This window comes from Massilia sp. UMI-21 (genome assembly GCA_015277795.1).
GTDB lineage: Bacteria > Pseudomonadota > Gammaproteobacteria > Burkholderiales > Burkholderiaceae_D > Telluria.
This window is the reverse complement of the sequence record CP063848.1, coordinates 466264-480881: the sequence shown is the minus strand read 5'-3', so window position 1 is coordinate 480881 and position 14618 is coordinate 466264. Positions and strand designations below refer to the sequence as shown.

General features: G+C 65.7%; 12 protein-coding genes. 10 read left to right on the top strand and 2 right to left on the bottom strand.

The features are described from left to right. Positions 1-198 precede the first annotated feature (198 nt). Positions 199-450, top strand: a complete 252-nt coding sequence (locus tag IM543_02115) for a hypothetical protein (GenBank protein QOY94732.1) — start codon at positions 199-201, stop codon at positions 448-450. A 49-nt stretch (positions 451-499) separates the two neighbouring features. Here the strand turns inward: IM543_02115 and IM543_02110 are convergent, their stop codons facing one another. Continuing rightward, positions 500-979: a glycoside hydrolase family 104 protein gene (locus tag IM543_02110; GenBank protein QOY96482.1), complete on the bottom strand. Its 480-nt coding sequence runs from the start codon at positions 977-979 to the stop codon at positions 500-502. A gap of 438 nt (positions 980-1417) precedes the next feature. Here IM543_02110 and IM543_02105 point away from each other — a divergent pair, with 438 nt between their 5' ends. From IM543_02105 to IM543_02065, 9 genes are all read left to right on the top strand, one after another. Next, entirely contained in the window at positions 1418-2674 is a 1257-nt protein-coding gene (locus tag IM543_02105; protein QOY94731.1) for a carbohydrate ABC transporter substrate-binding protein, read from the top strand. 3 nt (positions 2675-2677) lie between these two features. Next, positions 2678-3553: a sugar ABC transporter permease gene (locus tag IM543_02100; GenBank protein ID QOY94730.1), complete on the top strand. Its 876-nt coding sequence runs from the start codon at positions 2678-2680 to the stop codon at positions 3551-3553. Continuing rightward, positions 3550-4443, top strand: coding sequence for a carbohydrate ABC transporter permease (locus tag IM543_02095; GenBank protein QOY94729.1), 894 nt, complete (start codon positions 3550-3552; stop codon positions 4441-4443). Before IM543_02100 ends, IM543_02095 begins: the two co-directional genes overlap by 4 nt. 10 nt (positions 4444-4453) lie before the next feature. After that, complete coding sequence (locus IM543_02090) at positions 4454-5530, top strand: ABC transporter ATP-binding protein (protein ID QOY94728.1); 1077 nt, start codon at positions 4454-4456, stop codon at positions 5528-5530. A 77-nt stretch (positions 5531-5607) separates the two neighbouring features. Beyond that, positions 5608-6681 carry a LacI family DNA-binding transcriptional regulator gene (locus tag IM543_02085; GenBank protein ID QOY94727.1) on the top strand — a complete coding sequence of 358 codons (1074 nt, stop codon included), beginning with the start codon at positions 5608-5610 and terminating at the stop codon, positions 6679-6681. 102 nt (positions 6682-6783) lie between these two features. After that, on the top strand, positions 6784-8151 hold the full coding sequence (locus tag IM543_02080) for a beta-glucosidase (protein ID QOY94726.1): 1368 nt from the start codon (positions 6784-6786) through the stop codon (positions 8149-8151). A 31-nt stretch (positions 8152-8182) separates the two neighbouring features. Further along, entirely contained in the window at positions 8183-10684 is a 2502-nt protein-coding gene (locus IM543_02075) for a glycoside hydrolase family 3 C-terminal domain-containing protein (GenBank protein QOY94725.1), read from the top strand. Continuing rightward, positions 10681-11700 carry a glucokinase gene (locus tag IM543_02070; protein ID QOY94724.1) on the top strand — a complete coding sequence of 340 codons (1020 nt, stop codon included), beginning with the start codon at positions 10681-10683 and terminating at the stop codon, positions 11698-11700. The genes IM543_02075 and IM543_02070 overlap by 4 nt, the downstream gene beginning before the upstream one ends. Before the next feature lie 15 nt (positions 11701-11715). Further along, on the top strand, positions 11716-13032 hold the full coding sequence (locus IM543_02065) for a sugar MFS transporter (protein ID QOY94723.1): 1317 nt from the start codon (positions 11716-11718) through the stop codon (positions 13030-13032). 63 nt (positions 13033-13095) lie between these two features. Here the strand turns inward: IM543_02065 and IM543_02060 are convergent, their stop codons facing one another. Then, positions 13096-14601: a tryptophan 7-halogenase gene (locus IM543_02060; GenBank protein ID QOY96481.1), complete on the bottom strand. Its 1506-nt coding sequence runs from the start codon at positions 14599-14601 to the stop codon at positions 13096-13098. Between the last annotated feature and the right edge of the window lie 17 nt (positions 14602-14618).

The window sequence follows — 14618 nt, the reverse complement described above, 5'->3', positions numbered from 1 at the left end:
GAAGAATTTGTAATCATCAGGTGGCGGGTTCGAGTCCTGCAGTCGGCACCAGTTCAGAATAGAAGGGCCACGCGTATGCGTGGCCCTTTTGTTTGTGTGCGGCAAAGTCCATCGTTATGCAAAGTTTGTTTAACAGCAAGATCGATGTATTGCAGACTGGCATTATCTGACTCTTTAACACCGACAAAGAGGGTCAAGATGGCAAATCTCAAATTAGAGCTTGGTCACGAAGTCGAAATCGGCAGCATCGACAGCTCGATCATCGTTTCCGATACCGACAACAAGCGCATCGGGAAGCTCGTCTTCAGCAAAGGCTCGCTCGAGTGGTGGCCCAGCAAGAACAAAATCAACTGCAAAACCTATACCTGGGACGAACTCGCCAAACTGCTTGGCGATAATGGCAAGCCCAAGACGGTCAAGGCGAAAGAGAAAAAAGCCACCGTGAAATAAGACCCCATTGCAGTCATGTGCCCGGTCACCCGACCGGGCCTTGGTTTCTCTATCGAACCTGGCCTCCAGCTCCCACGAAGGCTGAAAGAAAATTTTCGAACTGCATGTATCGCTGTGGCGGATAGTGATTCGCTTGTCCTGGTCCCTTCGGCAACGCGGCCCAGATTCTTGCCGCCTTCGGCATGACTTCCACGATCCTGCCCTCTTTGATCAGTTCGATCACACCCAGGCTGCGCAGGATTTCGACCGCGATCAGGTCCTGTGTGCGCGGCGAAAAATCCCGCAAGCCCAGCTTGCCGCCGTGGTGCTCCCAGGTCGGCCGGGTAATCTGGTACATGCCGGCCGCGGTCGTCTTGCCGTCGATGCCCGGGCCCGGGTGGGTCGACATATCGCTAAACCGCCAGCGGTCATTCGCCCTGCCCTTCAGCGCGCCATACTTGAAATCATAGCCACCGCCCTCGGCGCTGGCGATCGCCTTCAGGAAGGCGGCGACATTCGGATGCAGAAGATGTTGCTGGTTGATTGCCAGGAGCGCTGCGCTGCGCGATGACGGCTGGGGTGCCGCATCCGGTGAAGCCCTGCGTTTTACGTCGGACATGATTTCCTCCCAACGAGTGCTGGCGGATGCCGGCGCCGCGTCTGCTCACCGGCTCTCCAGTCCCATCATAGGAAGGCAGGATACTCAGCAGTTGCGCAGGCGCAGACAGCGTCCGATCCGCACGCACATTCCTTGTGCTAACACCTTGCAGCTGAGTATAAAAATGCGGCAGGAAAAACCAGCCGTCCGGCAAGCATGGCTGCGCCAGCATGGCCCTTGGTCCCATCGAAACTGAGCTGTGCAACACGGAAACTGTGCCAAAATCCTGACTGCAATATTGTTTGACCCTGATTTCAGCCGATGCTATAGTCGGGCAAAGCCGATGGTAACGTTTCCAATCTACCAAAAAACGGCGCAAACGGAGACATGATGTTCACACCACGCACCCTGGCGACAGCCTGCGCATGGCTCGGCCTCGCCGTGATGCCTGCCGCGCCAGCGTTGGCTGGGTCGGCGCCCGCGTCTCCAAAAGCGGAAGTCATCCACTGGTGGACGTCCGGCGGCGAATCGGCCGCCGTCAAGCAGGTGGCCCAGGCCTACCGCGATGCCGGCGGCATCTGGATCGACACCGCGATCGCCGGCGGCGACCAGTCGCGCGCGGTGACCATCAACCGCATCATCGGCGGCGACCCGCCCACCGCGGCCCAGTTCAACACCTCCAAGCAGTTCCTCGACGTGATCGAAGCCGGGATGCTCAACAACGTCGACGAGCTCGCGCGCGCCCAGAACTGGGACCAGATGCTGCCCACGCCGATCATCGACGTGATCAAGGTCGACGGCCACTACTACGCGGTGCCGCTGAACATCCACATGCAGACCTGGTTCTGGTATTCGAAGGCCGCCTTCCGCAAGGCCGGCATCACGCAGGAGCCAAGCAGCATGAGTGAGTTCTTCGCCGCGCTCGACAAGCTCAAGGCGGCCGGCATCATCCCGCTCGCCCACGGCGGCCAGTCGTGGCAGGAGACCGTGCTGTTCTCGGCGATCCTGGCCAACATGGGCGGCAAGGAGCTGTACCTGCGCGCCATGCGCGACCGCGACCAGGCCACCCTGCTCTCGCCCGCGTTTCGCCAGGTGCTGCTGGCCTTCAAGCGCCTGAAATCCTATGTCGATGCCGGCGCGCCGGGCCGGAACTGGAACGACGCCACGGCCCTGGTCATCGCCGGGCGCGCCGGTTTCCAGGTGATGGGCGACTGGGCCAAGGGCGAATTCACCAATGCGGGCCAGGTCGCGGGCCAGCACTACGGCTGCATGGCCGGCTTCGGCGCATCGACGCCCTACCTGATCCAGGGCGACGTGTTCGTGTTCCCGCGCACCGACGACGCCCAGGCGGTGCGCGCGCAGCAGCTGCTCGCCAACGTGGTGTCGCAACCAGGCCTGCAGGTGGATTTCAGCAGGCTGAAAGGCTCGATCCCGATCCGCCTCGATGCCGACGCGACGGAACTCGACCTGTGCGCACAGAAGGGCATCGAGATCATGAAGGACCGCACGCGCCAGGCCGGTGTGACCGAGGTGTACCTGAGGCCGGACCAGAACGGCGCCATGCAGGACGTGCTCACCGCCTACTGGAACACGAACATGCCGGTCGAACGCGCCCAGAAGAGCATCGCCAACGCCCTCAAGTACTGACCCATGATCAGCCTGCGCGCCCACAAGATCAGCCCTCACCTCGCCCTGCTGCCGATGGCGTTGACGGCGCTGGTGGCCTACATCGGCGGGGCCCTGTGGACCTTGCGCACCTCGTTCACCGCGTCGCGCACCTTCCCCTCCGACGATTTCATCGGCGCGGCCCAGTACGTGCGCCTGTTCGACAACGAACGCTGGCTGATCTCGCTGCACAACCTGGCCGTGTACGGGGTGCTGTTCATCGTCGCCTGCATGGTGCTGGGCTTCCTGCTGGCCGCCTTCATCGACCAGAACGTGAACGGCGAAGGTTTCCTGCGCACGGTCTTCCTGTATCCCTACGCGATGTCCTTCGTGGCCACCGGCCTGGTGTGGCAATGGTTGCTGGCCCCCGGCGCCGGCATCGAGGGCGCGGTGCGCCGGCTCGGCTTCGAGAATTTCCGCTTCGACTGGATCATCGACCAGGAAATGGTCATCTATACCATCGTCATCGCCGCGGTCTGGCAGGCCTCGGGCCTGGTGATGGCGATGATGCTGGCCGGCCTGCGCGGGGTCGACCCCGAGATCTACAAGGCCGCGCGCCTGGACGGCATCCCGGCCTGGCGCGTGTACCTGCAGATCGTGCTGCCGATGCTGGGGGCAACCAGCGCCACCGTGTTCCTGCTGCTGTGCACCGCCGTCGTGAAACTGTACGACGCGGTGGTGGCGATGACCGGCGGCGGTCCGGGCACGGCCAGCGAGGTGCCGGCCAAGTTCATCATGGACCACCTGTTCCTGCGTTCGAACATCGGGCTGGCCTCGGCCGGCGCCGTCACCCTGCTCATTCCGGTGCTGGCCCTGCTGGCGCCCTATGCCTACGCCCGCAGCCGCAAGAAACGCGCATGAGCCATACCACCCTGCAGCCAATCGCCCCGGCCATGTCCTTCGATACCGCACCCGCCGCGCGCCGCAAACGGTTCAAGCCTGCCCGCATCGGCATCTACGCTTTCCTGTTCAGCGCCGCGCTGTATTTCCTGCTGCCGCTGTACGTCATGATCATCACCTCCTTCAAGTCGATGGACGAGATCAGGAGCGGCAACGTGTTCGCCCTGCCCATGTTCGCCACCGTCGCGCCATGGAAGCATGCCTGGAGCCAGGTCAGCGGCGGCTTCTGGAATTCGGTGGCGATCACGGTGCCGAGCACGATCATCCCGATCCTGGTGGGCGCCATCAACGGTTACGCACTGTCGTTCTGGCGCCCGCGCGGCGCAAATGTTCTGTTCGGCGTGCTGCTGGCCGGCGCTTTCATTCCGGTGCAGGTGATGATCTATCCGCTGGTGTGGATGATGGCGCACGCCGGCGTGTTCGGGTCGCTGCCCGCCATCGTGCTGGTGCACGTCATCTTCGGCATGCCGATCATGACCCTGCTGTTCCGGAACTACTATGCGGCGGTACCGCACGAGCTGTTCCAGGCCGCGCGCGTCGACGGTGGCGGCTTCTGGCGCATCTTCCTGCAGGTGATGCTGCCGATGTCGCTGCCGATCGTGGTGGTCGCCGCCATCATGCAGGTCACCGGCGTGTGGAACGACTACATCCTCGGCCTGGTGTTCGCGGGCCGCGACAACGCGCCGATGACGGTGCAGCTCAATAACGTGATCAACACCACCACCGGCACCCGCCTGTACAACGTCAACATGGCCGCAACCATCCTGACGGCAGCGCTGCCGCTGGCGATCTACTTCATCTCGGGACGCTGGTTCGTGCGCGGCATCGCCGCCGGCGCCGTGAAAGGCTGAAGGAAAGCATATGTCGAACGTCCACCTCCGCAAGCTGTGCATCACCCGCGGCAGCAACCAGGTCATCCGCGACCTCGACCTGCACATCGAGCCGGGCGAATTCCTGGTCTTGCTCGGGCCTTCGGGCTGCGGCAAGTCCACCCTGCTGCACAGCATCGCCGGCCTGATCGACCTGGCCGGCGGCGCGATCGAGATCGGCGGTCGCGACATGAGCGACGCCGATCCGAGCGAACGCGGGATCGGCATGGTGTTCCAGTCCTATGCCCTGTACCCCACCATGACGGTCGAGAAGAACATGTCCTTCGGCCTGCGCATCTCGGGCGCGCCAAAGGCCGAGATCCGGCGCCGCGTGCAGAAGACGGCCGAGATGCTGCAGCTCGAATCGCTGCTGGACCGCAAGCCGGCCCAGCTCTCGGGCGGCCAGCGCCAGCGCGTCGCGATCGGTCGCGCCCTGGTGCGCGAAGCGGGCGTCTACCTGTTCGACGAGCCGCTCTCGAACCTCGACGCCAAGCTGCGCGCCGAGCTGCGCCGCGAGCTCAAGTTGCTGCACCAGACGCTCGGCTCGACCATGATCTACGTGACCCACGACCAGGCCGAGGCAATGACCCTGGCCACCCGCATCGTGGTGATGCAGGGCGGCCGCATCCAGCAGATCGGCACCCCGACGGAAGTGTACGAACGCCCGGCCAACCGCTTCGTGGCCGGTTTCCTGGGCTCGCCATCGATGAATTTCGTGGCCGGCCGGCTGGAAGGCGAACTTGATGAGGCGCGCGACGCGCGACGCCGCTTCAGTGCCGGCGCGCTGGCCCTGGACCTGGGCCCGGACTGCGTGGTTCCAGCGGGTGCGGTCACGCTGGCGGTGCGGCCGGAAGACATCCACATCGGCGCCGACGGCCCCTTGCAGGCCTCGGTGACGCTGGTCGAGCCGATGGGGAATCACCAGGTGGTGTGGCTGGACTGCGGCGGCCAGCAGCTCTCCAGCATCGTGCACGACCCACGGCCGCTGGCAAGCGGGCAGGCGGTGCGTTTCGCCATCGACGCGTCGCGGGTCTCCTTGTTCGACCCCGCATCGGGCAGGCGCCTGTGAAGACCCGTGCCAGTGCCGGACGAATGCAGTATGCTTCAGTGTTTTTCGAATAACCCTTTGATGAACGAGGATCGTTTGTGGCAACCATCAAGGACGTAGCGCGTCTCGCCGGCGTCGGCCTCGGCACCGCATCGCGCGTGGTCAGCGGCAAGGGTTCGGTGTCCCCGGCCACCCTGGCCCGCGTGCGCAAGGCGATCGACGAGCTTGGCTTTCGCCCCTCGCACGCGGCGCGCGCCCTGCTGTCCGGCACCAGCCGGATGGTGGGCGTCTACATCCCGGTCCTGAGCGGCACCTTCTACACCCCGATCCTGCAGATCATCGACACCGAACTGCGCGCCGCCGGCCTGCACATGGTGGTGGCCTTCGGCGTTGGCCTGGGCGATGCGCGCCGCCAGGCCATCGAGGGCATCGAATTCCTGATCGAGCGCGGCTGTGACGGCATCGTCATGATGACCAGCGCCCTCACCGACGACGACCTCGCCTCGCTCGGCGCCAAGCAACAGCAACTGGTGGCGCTGAACCACGAGTTCAGCCAGATCCCGGACCAGTGCTTCACGGTCGACCACGCGCTCGGTGGACGCCTGGCCGCGCGCACCCTGCTCGACTACAAGCACCGCGACATCGCCGTCATCGCCGGTCCGGCGGCGCTGGCCGACAACGTCGCCCGCGTCGGCGGTTTCATGCGCGAACTGGAAGCCGATGGCATCGACACCGGCAAGGTCTGGACGCTGGAAAGCGACTTCTCGCCCCAGGGCGGCTGGTCGGCGGCCAAGGCGCTGATCGATTCCGGCTACAAGTGCAGCGCCCTGTTCTGCGCCAACGACGAGATGGCGGTCGGCGCGCTGGCCTACTTCCAGGAAGCCGGCATCAGCGTGCCGCGCGACCTGTCGGTGATCGGCTACGACGACACGCCGAGCGCCGCGTTCTCGGCGCCGCGCCTGACCTCGGTGCACATGCCCTGGCGCGAAATGACGCTCAACGGCCTGAACGCCCTGCTCAATCGCTGCTACGACCTGCACCGCCCGGTGACGCGCACCTTCCCGGTGAGCGTGACGCTGCGCGCCTCGCTGGCCAAGGGGCCGTGCGACGACACGGCCGGCGAAAAACCTGCGGGCAAGCGCGCGGCCGCGACCCGCAGTAAGAAGAAATAACAGGAAGGGCCGCTCGCCGGCCTTTTTTTTCGATTGCAATTGGAAAGCTTTCCAAATATCCTTGCTACACAAGCCAATACGCGGATCAACATAGACAAGACCATGACAAAAGCTACCGCTTCCGAGCCGACCGCACCATCGCGCGGCGACTTTTCCTCCGACTTCTTGTGGGGCTGCGCCACCTCGTCATACCAGATCGAAGGCGCCGCCCAGGAGGATGGCCGGGTCGAATCGATCTGGGACCGCTTCGCCGCCACGCCGGGCAAGATCAAGGACGGCTCGAACGGGTCGGTCGCCTGCGACCACTACCACCGCTGGCCGGAAGACTTCGACATCGGCCGCGACATGGGCCTGAACGCCTACCGCTTCTCGATCGCCTGGCCGCGCATCTTTTCGGAAGTGGGCGGCAAGCCGAACGAAAAGGGCCTGGACTTCTACTCGCGCCTGGTGGACGGCATGCTGGAGCGCGGCATGCAGCCCTGGGCCACGCTGTATCACTGGGACCTGCCGCAGTACCTCCAGGACCGCGGCGGCTGGAACGAGCGCGCCACGGTCGACGCCTACCTGGCGTTTGTCGATGCCATGACGCGCCGCCTGGGCGACCGCGTGCAGCACTGGATCACGCACAACGAGCCATGGTGCACCGCGATCATCGGTAATTTCGAAGGCTGGCATGCCCCGGGCAATACCGACTTCAAGACCGCGCTGCAGGTGGCGCACCATGTGCTGCTCTCGCACGGCAAGGCGGTGCCGCTGATCCGCGCGAACGTAGCGAACGCCAAGGTCGGCATTGCCCTGAGCCTGCACCCGGTGCGGGCGGCCAGCGACCGACCGGAAGACATCGCCGCCGCCGAGCGCCACGACGGCCTGCGCTATCGCTGGTTCCTCGATCCGCTGCACGGCCGCGGCTACCCGCAGGCGACCGTGGAAGCGGTCGGAGACGCCGCCCCCATCGTCCTGCCGGGCGACCTCGAAGCCATCGCCGTGCCGACCGACTTCCTTGGCGTGAACTATTACTTCCCCGAGACCATCCAGCACGATCCGCAGCAGGCGCCGCTGTCGGCGCGCGTGCTGCCGCCAAGCCCCGGTGTCGAGACCACCTACATGGGCTGGGAAGTGGCGCCCGAGGGCCTGGCCGAACTCCTGGCCCGCATCGAGAACGACTATCACCCGGGCCCGATGTACATTACCGAGAACGGCTCGTGCTACGCCGACGAGGTGGGCGCCGACGGCGAGATCGACGACGTCCAGCGCCGCCACTACCTGATGCGCCACCTGGCCACGCTCAAGTCGGCCATCCAGGACGGCGTGCCGGTGAAGGGCTACTTTGCCTGGAGCCTGCTCGACAACTTCGAATGGGCCGAGGGCTACCGCAAGCGCTTCGGGCTCACCCACATCGATTACGCCAGCCAGCAGCGCCGCCTGAAGGGCAGCGGCAAGTGGTACCGCTCCTTCCTGCGCGGCGAATGAACAACCAGACAATAAATTACCGAGACAATCCATGAAACCCATGCTTCGCAACCCGGTGCTGGCGCTTGCCATCGCACTGACGCTTCCTGTGCCCTTCTCCGCGACGGCGGCCCCCATGAGCGACTGGCCGAAGGTCGACAGCGCCATCGCCCGTGACGCCGCGCTCGAGCAGCGCGTCCGCGACATCCTCGGCAAGATGACGCTGGCGCAGAAAGTCGGCCAGATGACCCAGCCCGAGATCAAGAGCGCCACGCCGGAAGACGTGAAGCGCTACTACCTCGGCTCGGTGCTCAACGGCGGTGGCAGCTGGCCGAACGGGAACAAGCACGCGACGGCGGCCGAATGGCTGGCGCTGGCGCAGCGCTACCACGAGGCCTCGATGGCGACCGACATGGCGGTCAAGGTGCCGGTCGTGTGGGGCACCGACGCCGTCCACGGCCACAACAACGTGTATGGCGCGACGCTCTTCCCGCACAACATCGGCCTGGGCGCGGCGCGCAATCCCAAGCTGCTGGAGGAAATCGGCACGGCAACCGCCAAGGCGACGCGCGCCAGCGGCATCGCCTGGGTGTTCGGCCCGACCCTGGCCGTGGTGCGCGACGACCGCTGGGGACGCACCTACGAGAGCTATTCCGAGAACCCCGACATCGTGAGCAGCTATGCCGGCGCCTATGTGCGCGGCATGCAGGGCATGCTCAAGGACGACGCCAACACCATCGCCACCGCCAAGCACTTCATCGGCGATGGCGGCACAGAGCACGGTAAGGACCGCGGCGTCAACAAGTCGACCAGGTCGCAGATGATCAACATCCACGCCGCCGGCTACTACCCTGCCCTGCAGGCGGGCGTGCAGACGGTGATGTCCTCGTTTAACTCGTGGAACGATGTGGCGGGGGCTACCGACTACGGCAAGATGCACGGCAGCCGCGCCCTGCTCACCGACGTGCTCAAGACGAAGATGGGCTTCGACGGCTTCGTCGTCACCGACTGGAACGGCATCGGCGAGGTGCCGGGCTGCCGCAACGACAGCTGCCCGCAGGCGATCAATGCCGGCAACGACATGATCATGGTGCCGGACGACTGGAAAGCCTTTATTTCCAACACGATCAAGCAGGTGGAAAGCGGCGAGATCCCGATGGCGCGCATCGACGATGCGGTGAGCCGCATCCTTCGCGTCAAGCTGCGCGCCGGCCTGTTCGACAAGAGCCCGGCACAGAACGCCTACGCCGGCAAGGACGAAGTCATGCAATCGCGCGAACTGGCGCGCCGCGCCGTGCGTGAATCGCTGGTGCTGCTCAAGAACGACAGCCCGGTACTGCCGATCGCACGCGGCAAGAAGATCCTGGTGGTCGGCAAGAGCGCGGACGATCTGTCGAACCAGACCGGCGGCTGGTCGATCACCTGGCAAGGCACCGCCAACACCAATGCCGATTTCCCGAACGCCGACACGGTGCTGAGCGGCATTCGCGAAGCGGCCGGCAAGGACAAGGTGAGCTTCAGCGCCGACGCCAAGGGCGTCGACGTGTCGAAGTACGACGTGGTGGTGGCCGTGATCGGCGAGCGTCCGTACGCCGAAGGCGACGGCGACATCGGCCCGAACGGCACCCTGCGCCATTCGAGCCGCTATCCGGAAGACCTGGCGGTGCTGCAGGCCGTCGCCGGCAAGGGCAAACCGGTCGTCACCGTATTCGTGGCGGGCCGACCGCTCTACGTCAACGACCTGCTCAACCTGTCGGACGTGTTCGTGGCCGCCTGGCTGCCGGGCACCGAGGGCAAGGGCGTGTCGGACCTGCTGGTCGCCGGCAGCAAGCCGTATGAGTTCAGCGGCAAGCTGTCCTTCTCGTGGCCGAAATCGGCCTGCCAGACCGACCTGAACGTGGGCGACAAGAACTACGCGCCGCTGTTCGCCTACGGCTACGGCCTGCAGACGAGCGTCCGGTCCAAGGTGGGCAAGCTGGACGCCACCTATCCGGCCGGCGGCTGCGGCGTCAGCAACACCTTCCCGGTGTTCAGCCAGGCCGACCGCGCCAGCTTCCCGCTGACCATCCGCAGCGGACAGCAGGCGCTGGTGCTGGGCGCCGACCTGAACGCGAGCTTCAGCCTGCCGGGCGTGACGGTGCAGACCGCGCAGGTGAATACCCAGCAGGACGCCAAGCTGGTGACCTGGACCGGCCCGGCCACCGTCGAGGCGCGCGGCGCCCGTGCGATGGTGCTGCCGGCCGCCGCCGCCGCCAAGGCCGCGCTGCGCTTCGACACCATCGTGTCCGGTGCGCCGGCGGGCAAGGTGACGATGCGCATGGGCGCCGGCACGCTCGACACCACCGCCCTGTTCAAGCGCCTGGCCGGCAAGGGCAAGCAGACTGTCAAGATCCCGCTGGCCTGCTTCCAGGCCAAGGGCACCGACCTGGCCAAGGTCGAGGCGCCGTTCAGCGTGAGCAGCGACGCGGCCTTTGCCGCGGCCTTCACCAACATCGAGATCGCCGGCGGCGCCGCGGGCGAACCGGATGCCGTGCGCTGCAAGGACCTCAAATGAGCGTCGCAGGGAACCAGGAGCTGCGCCTGCTGGCCGATGTCGGCGGCACCAATGCGCGTTTCGCCCTGCAGTCAGGCGAGGACTTCGTCGATATCGAGGTGCTGGCCGGCGCCGACTACCCGACCCTGGGCGAGGCCATGCAGGCCTACCTGGGCCAGGCCGCCGGCCGCGGGCTCGCGGTGGGCAGCGTGCGCCACGCCGCCATCGCGATCGCCAATCCGGTCGAGGAAGACCGGGTCAGCATGACCAACCACCACTGGAGCTTCTCGATCGAGGAACTGCGCCAGCAGCAGGGCCTCGAGACGCTGCTGGTGGTGAACGACTTCGCCGCGTTGGCGATGTCGCTGCCGCACCTGGCAGCCGATGGACGCGAGCGCATCGGCGGTGGCATCGAGCTGCCGAACCGTCCGATCGGCCTGATCGGACCGGGCACGGGCCTGGGTGTGTCCGGCGTGATCCCGGCGGGAAAGCGCTGGATTCCGCTGGCCGGTGAAGGCGGCCATGTCACGTTCGCGCCGTCCACCAGGGAAGAAGTGGCGATCCTGGAAGCGCTGTGGGCCGATTACGGGCACGTGTCCGCCGAGCGCCTGCTGTCGGGCATGGGCCTGGAACTGATCCACTGGGCCTTGAGCGGCCAGCGCATCGAAGCGCCGCTCATTACCAAGGCCGCGATCGAAGGCAGCTCGGCCGACTGCGCGAAGACGGTCGAGACCTTCTGCGCAGTGCTGGGCAGCGTGGCGGGCAACGTCGCGCTGACCCTGGGCGCGACCGGCGGCATGTACATCGGCGGTGGCATCGTGCCGCGCCTCGGCCGGCTGTTCACGGAATCAAGTTTTCGCGCACGCTTCGAGGACAAGGGGCGCCTCAGCCCCTACCTCGCGCGCATCCCGACCTACCTCATTACCGAGCAGTATCCAGCGTTGCGCGGCGTGTCGGCCATGCTCTCGGATCGGGTTGCGCCAGACCGGGTCGCGCCAGACCGGGTCGCGCCAGACCACATCGCGGCACTGCCATAACAATACGGAGACATCATGCAAAACGCAGCACCCAATCAAGCATCACCGAAGCCGTCGCTGGCGCAACCCGTCGACGAGCACAACCCGCACACCGGCTCCCTCGTCATCGTCACCATCCTGTTCTTCATGTGGGGACTGCTCACGTCGCTCAACGACGTCCTGATCCCGCACCTGAAGTCGATCTACACCCTGACTTACCTGCAGGCGATGCTGGTGCAATTCTGCTTCTTCGGCGCCTATTTCATCGTATCGCTGCCGGCAGGTGCATTGATCCGCCGGATCGGCTACCAGAACGGCGCCGTCACCGGCCTGATGATCGCGGCGGCCGGCTGCGCCCTGTTCTACCCGGCGTCGAAAAGCGGCTACGGCCTGTTCCTGTTCGCCTTCTTCGTGCTGGCGAGCGGCATCACGATCCTGCAGGTGGCGGCCAATCCCTACGTCACCGTGCTCGGTCCGGCGCGCACCGCCTCCAGCCGCCTCACGCTGACCCAGGCCTTCAACTCGCTTGGCACCACCGTGGCGCCGGCACTGGGCGGGCTCCTGATCCTGTCGACCGTGGCGCTGAGCGCGGACCAGCTGGCCGCATTACCGATCGCCGAGCAGGCGGCGCACAAGGCGCAGGAAGCGGCGGCCGTGCAGGGTCCCTACCTGGCCCTGGCGGCGGCGCTGGCAACGCTGGCGGTACTATTCGCGGTGGCCAGGCTGCCGAAGATCAGCCATGCGGACGACGGCAAGCCGGCCGTGGACGGCAAGGGCGGCGCCCTGGCTTACCGCCACCTGGTGCTGGGCGCGGTCGCGATCTTCCTGTACGTGGGCGGCGAAGTCAGCATCGGCAGCTTCCTGATCAACTTCCTCGGCGAGGCCAACATCGCGGGCCTGAGCCATGCGGATGCGGCGCAGTACGTCAGCCTGTACTGGGGCGGCGCGCTGGTCGGCCGCTTCATCGGCTTCGCCGTGATGCGCTACGTCAGCCCGGGCAAGACCCTGGCCTTCAATGCGCTCGGCTCGATCCTGCTGGTGCTGCTGGCGACTTTCACCGAAGGCAAGCTGGCGATGTGGGCGATCCTGGCAGTGGGCCTGTGCAATTCGATCATGTTCCCGACCATCTTCAGCCTCGCGCTGCACGGCCTGGGCAAGTTCACCGGCCAGGGCTCGGGCATCCTGTGCATGGCCATCGTCGGCGGCGCCGTGGTTCCTTTCGTGCAGGGCATGTTCGCCGACACCATCGGCCTGCAGCCGTCCTTCCTGGTGCCGGCCGCGTGCTACCTGTTCATCCTGTACTTCGGCCTGAAGTACGCGAACCTGCACAAGCAGCCGGTGGCCACGGCCTGAATGTGACCATCCGGTAAAAAAATGCCCGCTTTTCGAAGCGGGCATGTTTGTTTGCGGGGCGCCTTATTTCGGCGCCGCGCAGTAGCGCTCCACATAGGACTGGTGCGAGGGCAGCCCGGCCACGGTGCGGTCGATCTGCCCCTTGATGGCGCCGAGGAACTGCGACAACTCCTCGTCGCCCATCAGGTCCGCCGTCTGGTGGTGGCGGTAGGGCATGATGCCCTGACCCAGCATCACCTGGATCCATGAATTCTCGGCGAACAGCTCGTTCGGCACACGGAACACGCGCCCGGTCTCGCGGAACAGGTCGATGCGGTGCTGGAGCGAGGCCGGCACCGCCATGTTGCGGGCGTCGCGCCAATAGGGCGCGTCGATCCGGTTGTTGACCTTGTAGTGCAGGATGATGAAGTCGCGGATGTGTTCGATCTCGGTCGCGGCCTGCCTGTTGAACTCGTCGACGTCGGTCTGGACGATGCCGCTGGTCGGGAACATCTGCATCAGGCGGATGATGCTGCGCTGGATCAGGTGGATGCTGGTCGATTCGATCGGCTCCAGGAAGCCGCTCGAGAGACCCACCGCGACCACGTTGTTCTTCCAGACCTGGCGGCGCTGGCCCGGCGTGAACTTGATGACGCGCGGCTTCGTCAAGGGCTCGCCGGCGATGTTCGCGAGCAGCGCCTGAATGGCCGCGTCTTCCTCGACGTAGCGGCTCGAGAACACGATGCCGTTGCCGACCCGGTGCTGCAGCGGAATGCGCCACTGCCAGCCGAAGGGGTGGGCGATCGAGCGCGTGAGCGGGATCGCGTCGCCATTCGATGCGGTCTGCACCGCTGCCGCGCAATCGTTGAACAGCCACTCCGACCAGTCATCGTAGGGCACGCCCATCGCCTGGCCGATCAGCAGCGCGCGAAAGCCGGTGCAGTCGATGAACAGGTCGCCTTCGATGTCCTGGCCCGAATCGAGCGTGATCGAGCGTACGTTGCCGGTGAGCGCGCTGGTGCTGACGTCGACGATCTTGCCCTCGATGCGCTGCACCCCGAAGCGCTCGCTGAACTTGCGCAGGTAGCGCGCGTAGGCGCTCGCATCCAGGTGGTAGGCGTAGTTCATGCCGGCGCTCCTGGCGTTCTGCGGCAGGTGGGCGAACTTGTTCTCCTGCGAGGCCCGCAGTTCCAGGCAGTAGTCGCCGTACTCCCCCGCCAGGCCGCGCTCGCGGCCCTTGTGCCAGAAGTGCTGGAAGCCGGCGGTCCAGTGGTCGGTGCCGGTCAGGCCGAACGAGTGGATGTAATCCTCGTTCACGTTGCGCCAGTTTTCGAAGCTGATGCCGAGCTTGAAGGTGGCCTTGGTCTCGGCCATGAACTCCTGCTCGTTGATCTCGAGCAGGTGGTGGAAGTTGAGCAGCGTCGGGATGGTGGCCTCGCCTACGCCGACGGTTCCGATCTCGTCGGATTCGACCAGCTTGATGTCGAGGCGCTTGCCCAGTACCTTCGAGATACAGGCCGCCGCCATCCAGCCGGCGGTCCCGCCGCCGGCGATGACCACCCGGCGGATGGGCTTGCCCATGCCGTTCATTTCCTTTCCTGCCAGGT

Excerpts from the sequence above, each read along its gene's own strand:
- IM543_02075 (QOY94725.1), top strand. The coding sequence starts at position 8,183 with ATGAAACCCATGCTTCGCAACCCGGTGCTGGCGCTTGCCATCGCACTG.
- IM543_02065 (QOY94723.1), top strand. The coding sequence starts at position 11,716 with ATGCAAAACGCAGCACCCAATCAAGCATCACCGAAGCCGTCGCTGGCG.
- IM543_02100 (QOY94730.1), top strand. The coding sequence starts at position 2,678 with ATGATCAGCCTGCGCGCCCACAAGATCAGCCCTCACCTCGCCCTGCTG.
- IM543_02080 (QOY94726.1), top strand. The coding sequence starts at position 6,784 with ATGACAAAAGCTACCGCTTCCGAGCCGACCGCACCATCGCGCGGCGAC.
- IM543_02070 (QOY94724.1), top strand. The coding sequence starts at position 10,681 with ATGAGCGTCGCAGGGAACCAGGAGCTGCGCCTGCTGGCCGATGTCGGC.
- IM543_02095 (QOY94729.1), top strand. The coding sequence starts at position 3,550 with ATGAGCCATACCACCCTGCAGCCAATCGCCCCGGCCATGTCCTTCGAT.
- IM543_02105 (QOY94731.1), top strand. The coding sequence starts at position 1,418 with ATGTTCACACCACGCACCCTGGCGACAGCCTGCGCATGGCTCGGCCTC.
- IM543_02115 (QOY94732.1), top strand. The coding sequence starts at position 199 with ATGGCAAATCTCAAATTAGAGCTTGGTCACGAAGTCGAAATCGGCAGC.
- IM543_02060 (QOY96481.1), bottom strand. The coding sequence starts at position 14,601 with ATGAACGGCATGGGCAAGCCCATCCGCCGGGTGGTCATCGCCGGCGGC.
- IM543_02090 (QOY94728.1), top strand. The coding sequence starts at position 4,454 with ATGTCGAACGTCCACCTCCGCAAGCTGTGCATCACCCGCGGCAGCAAC.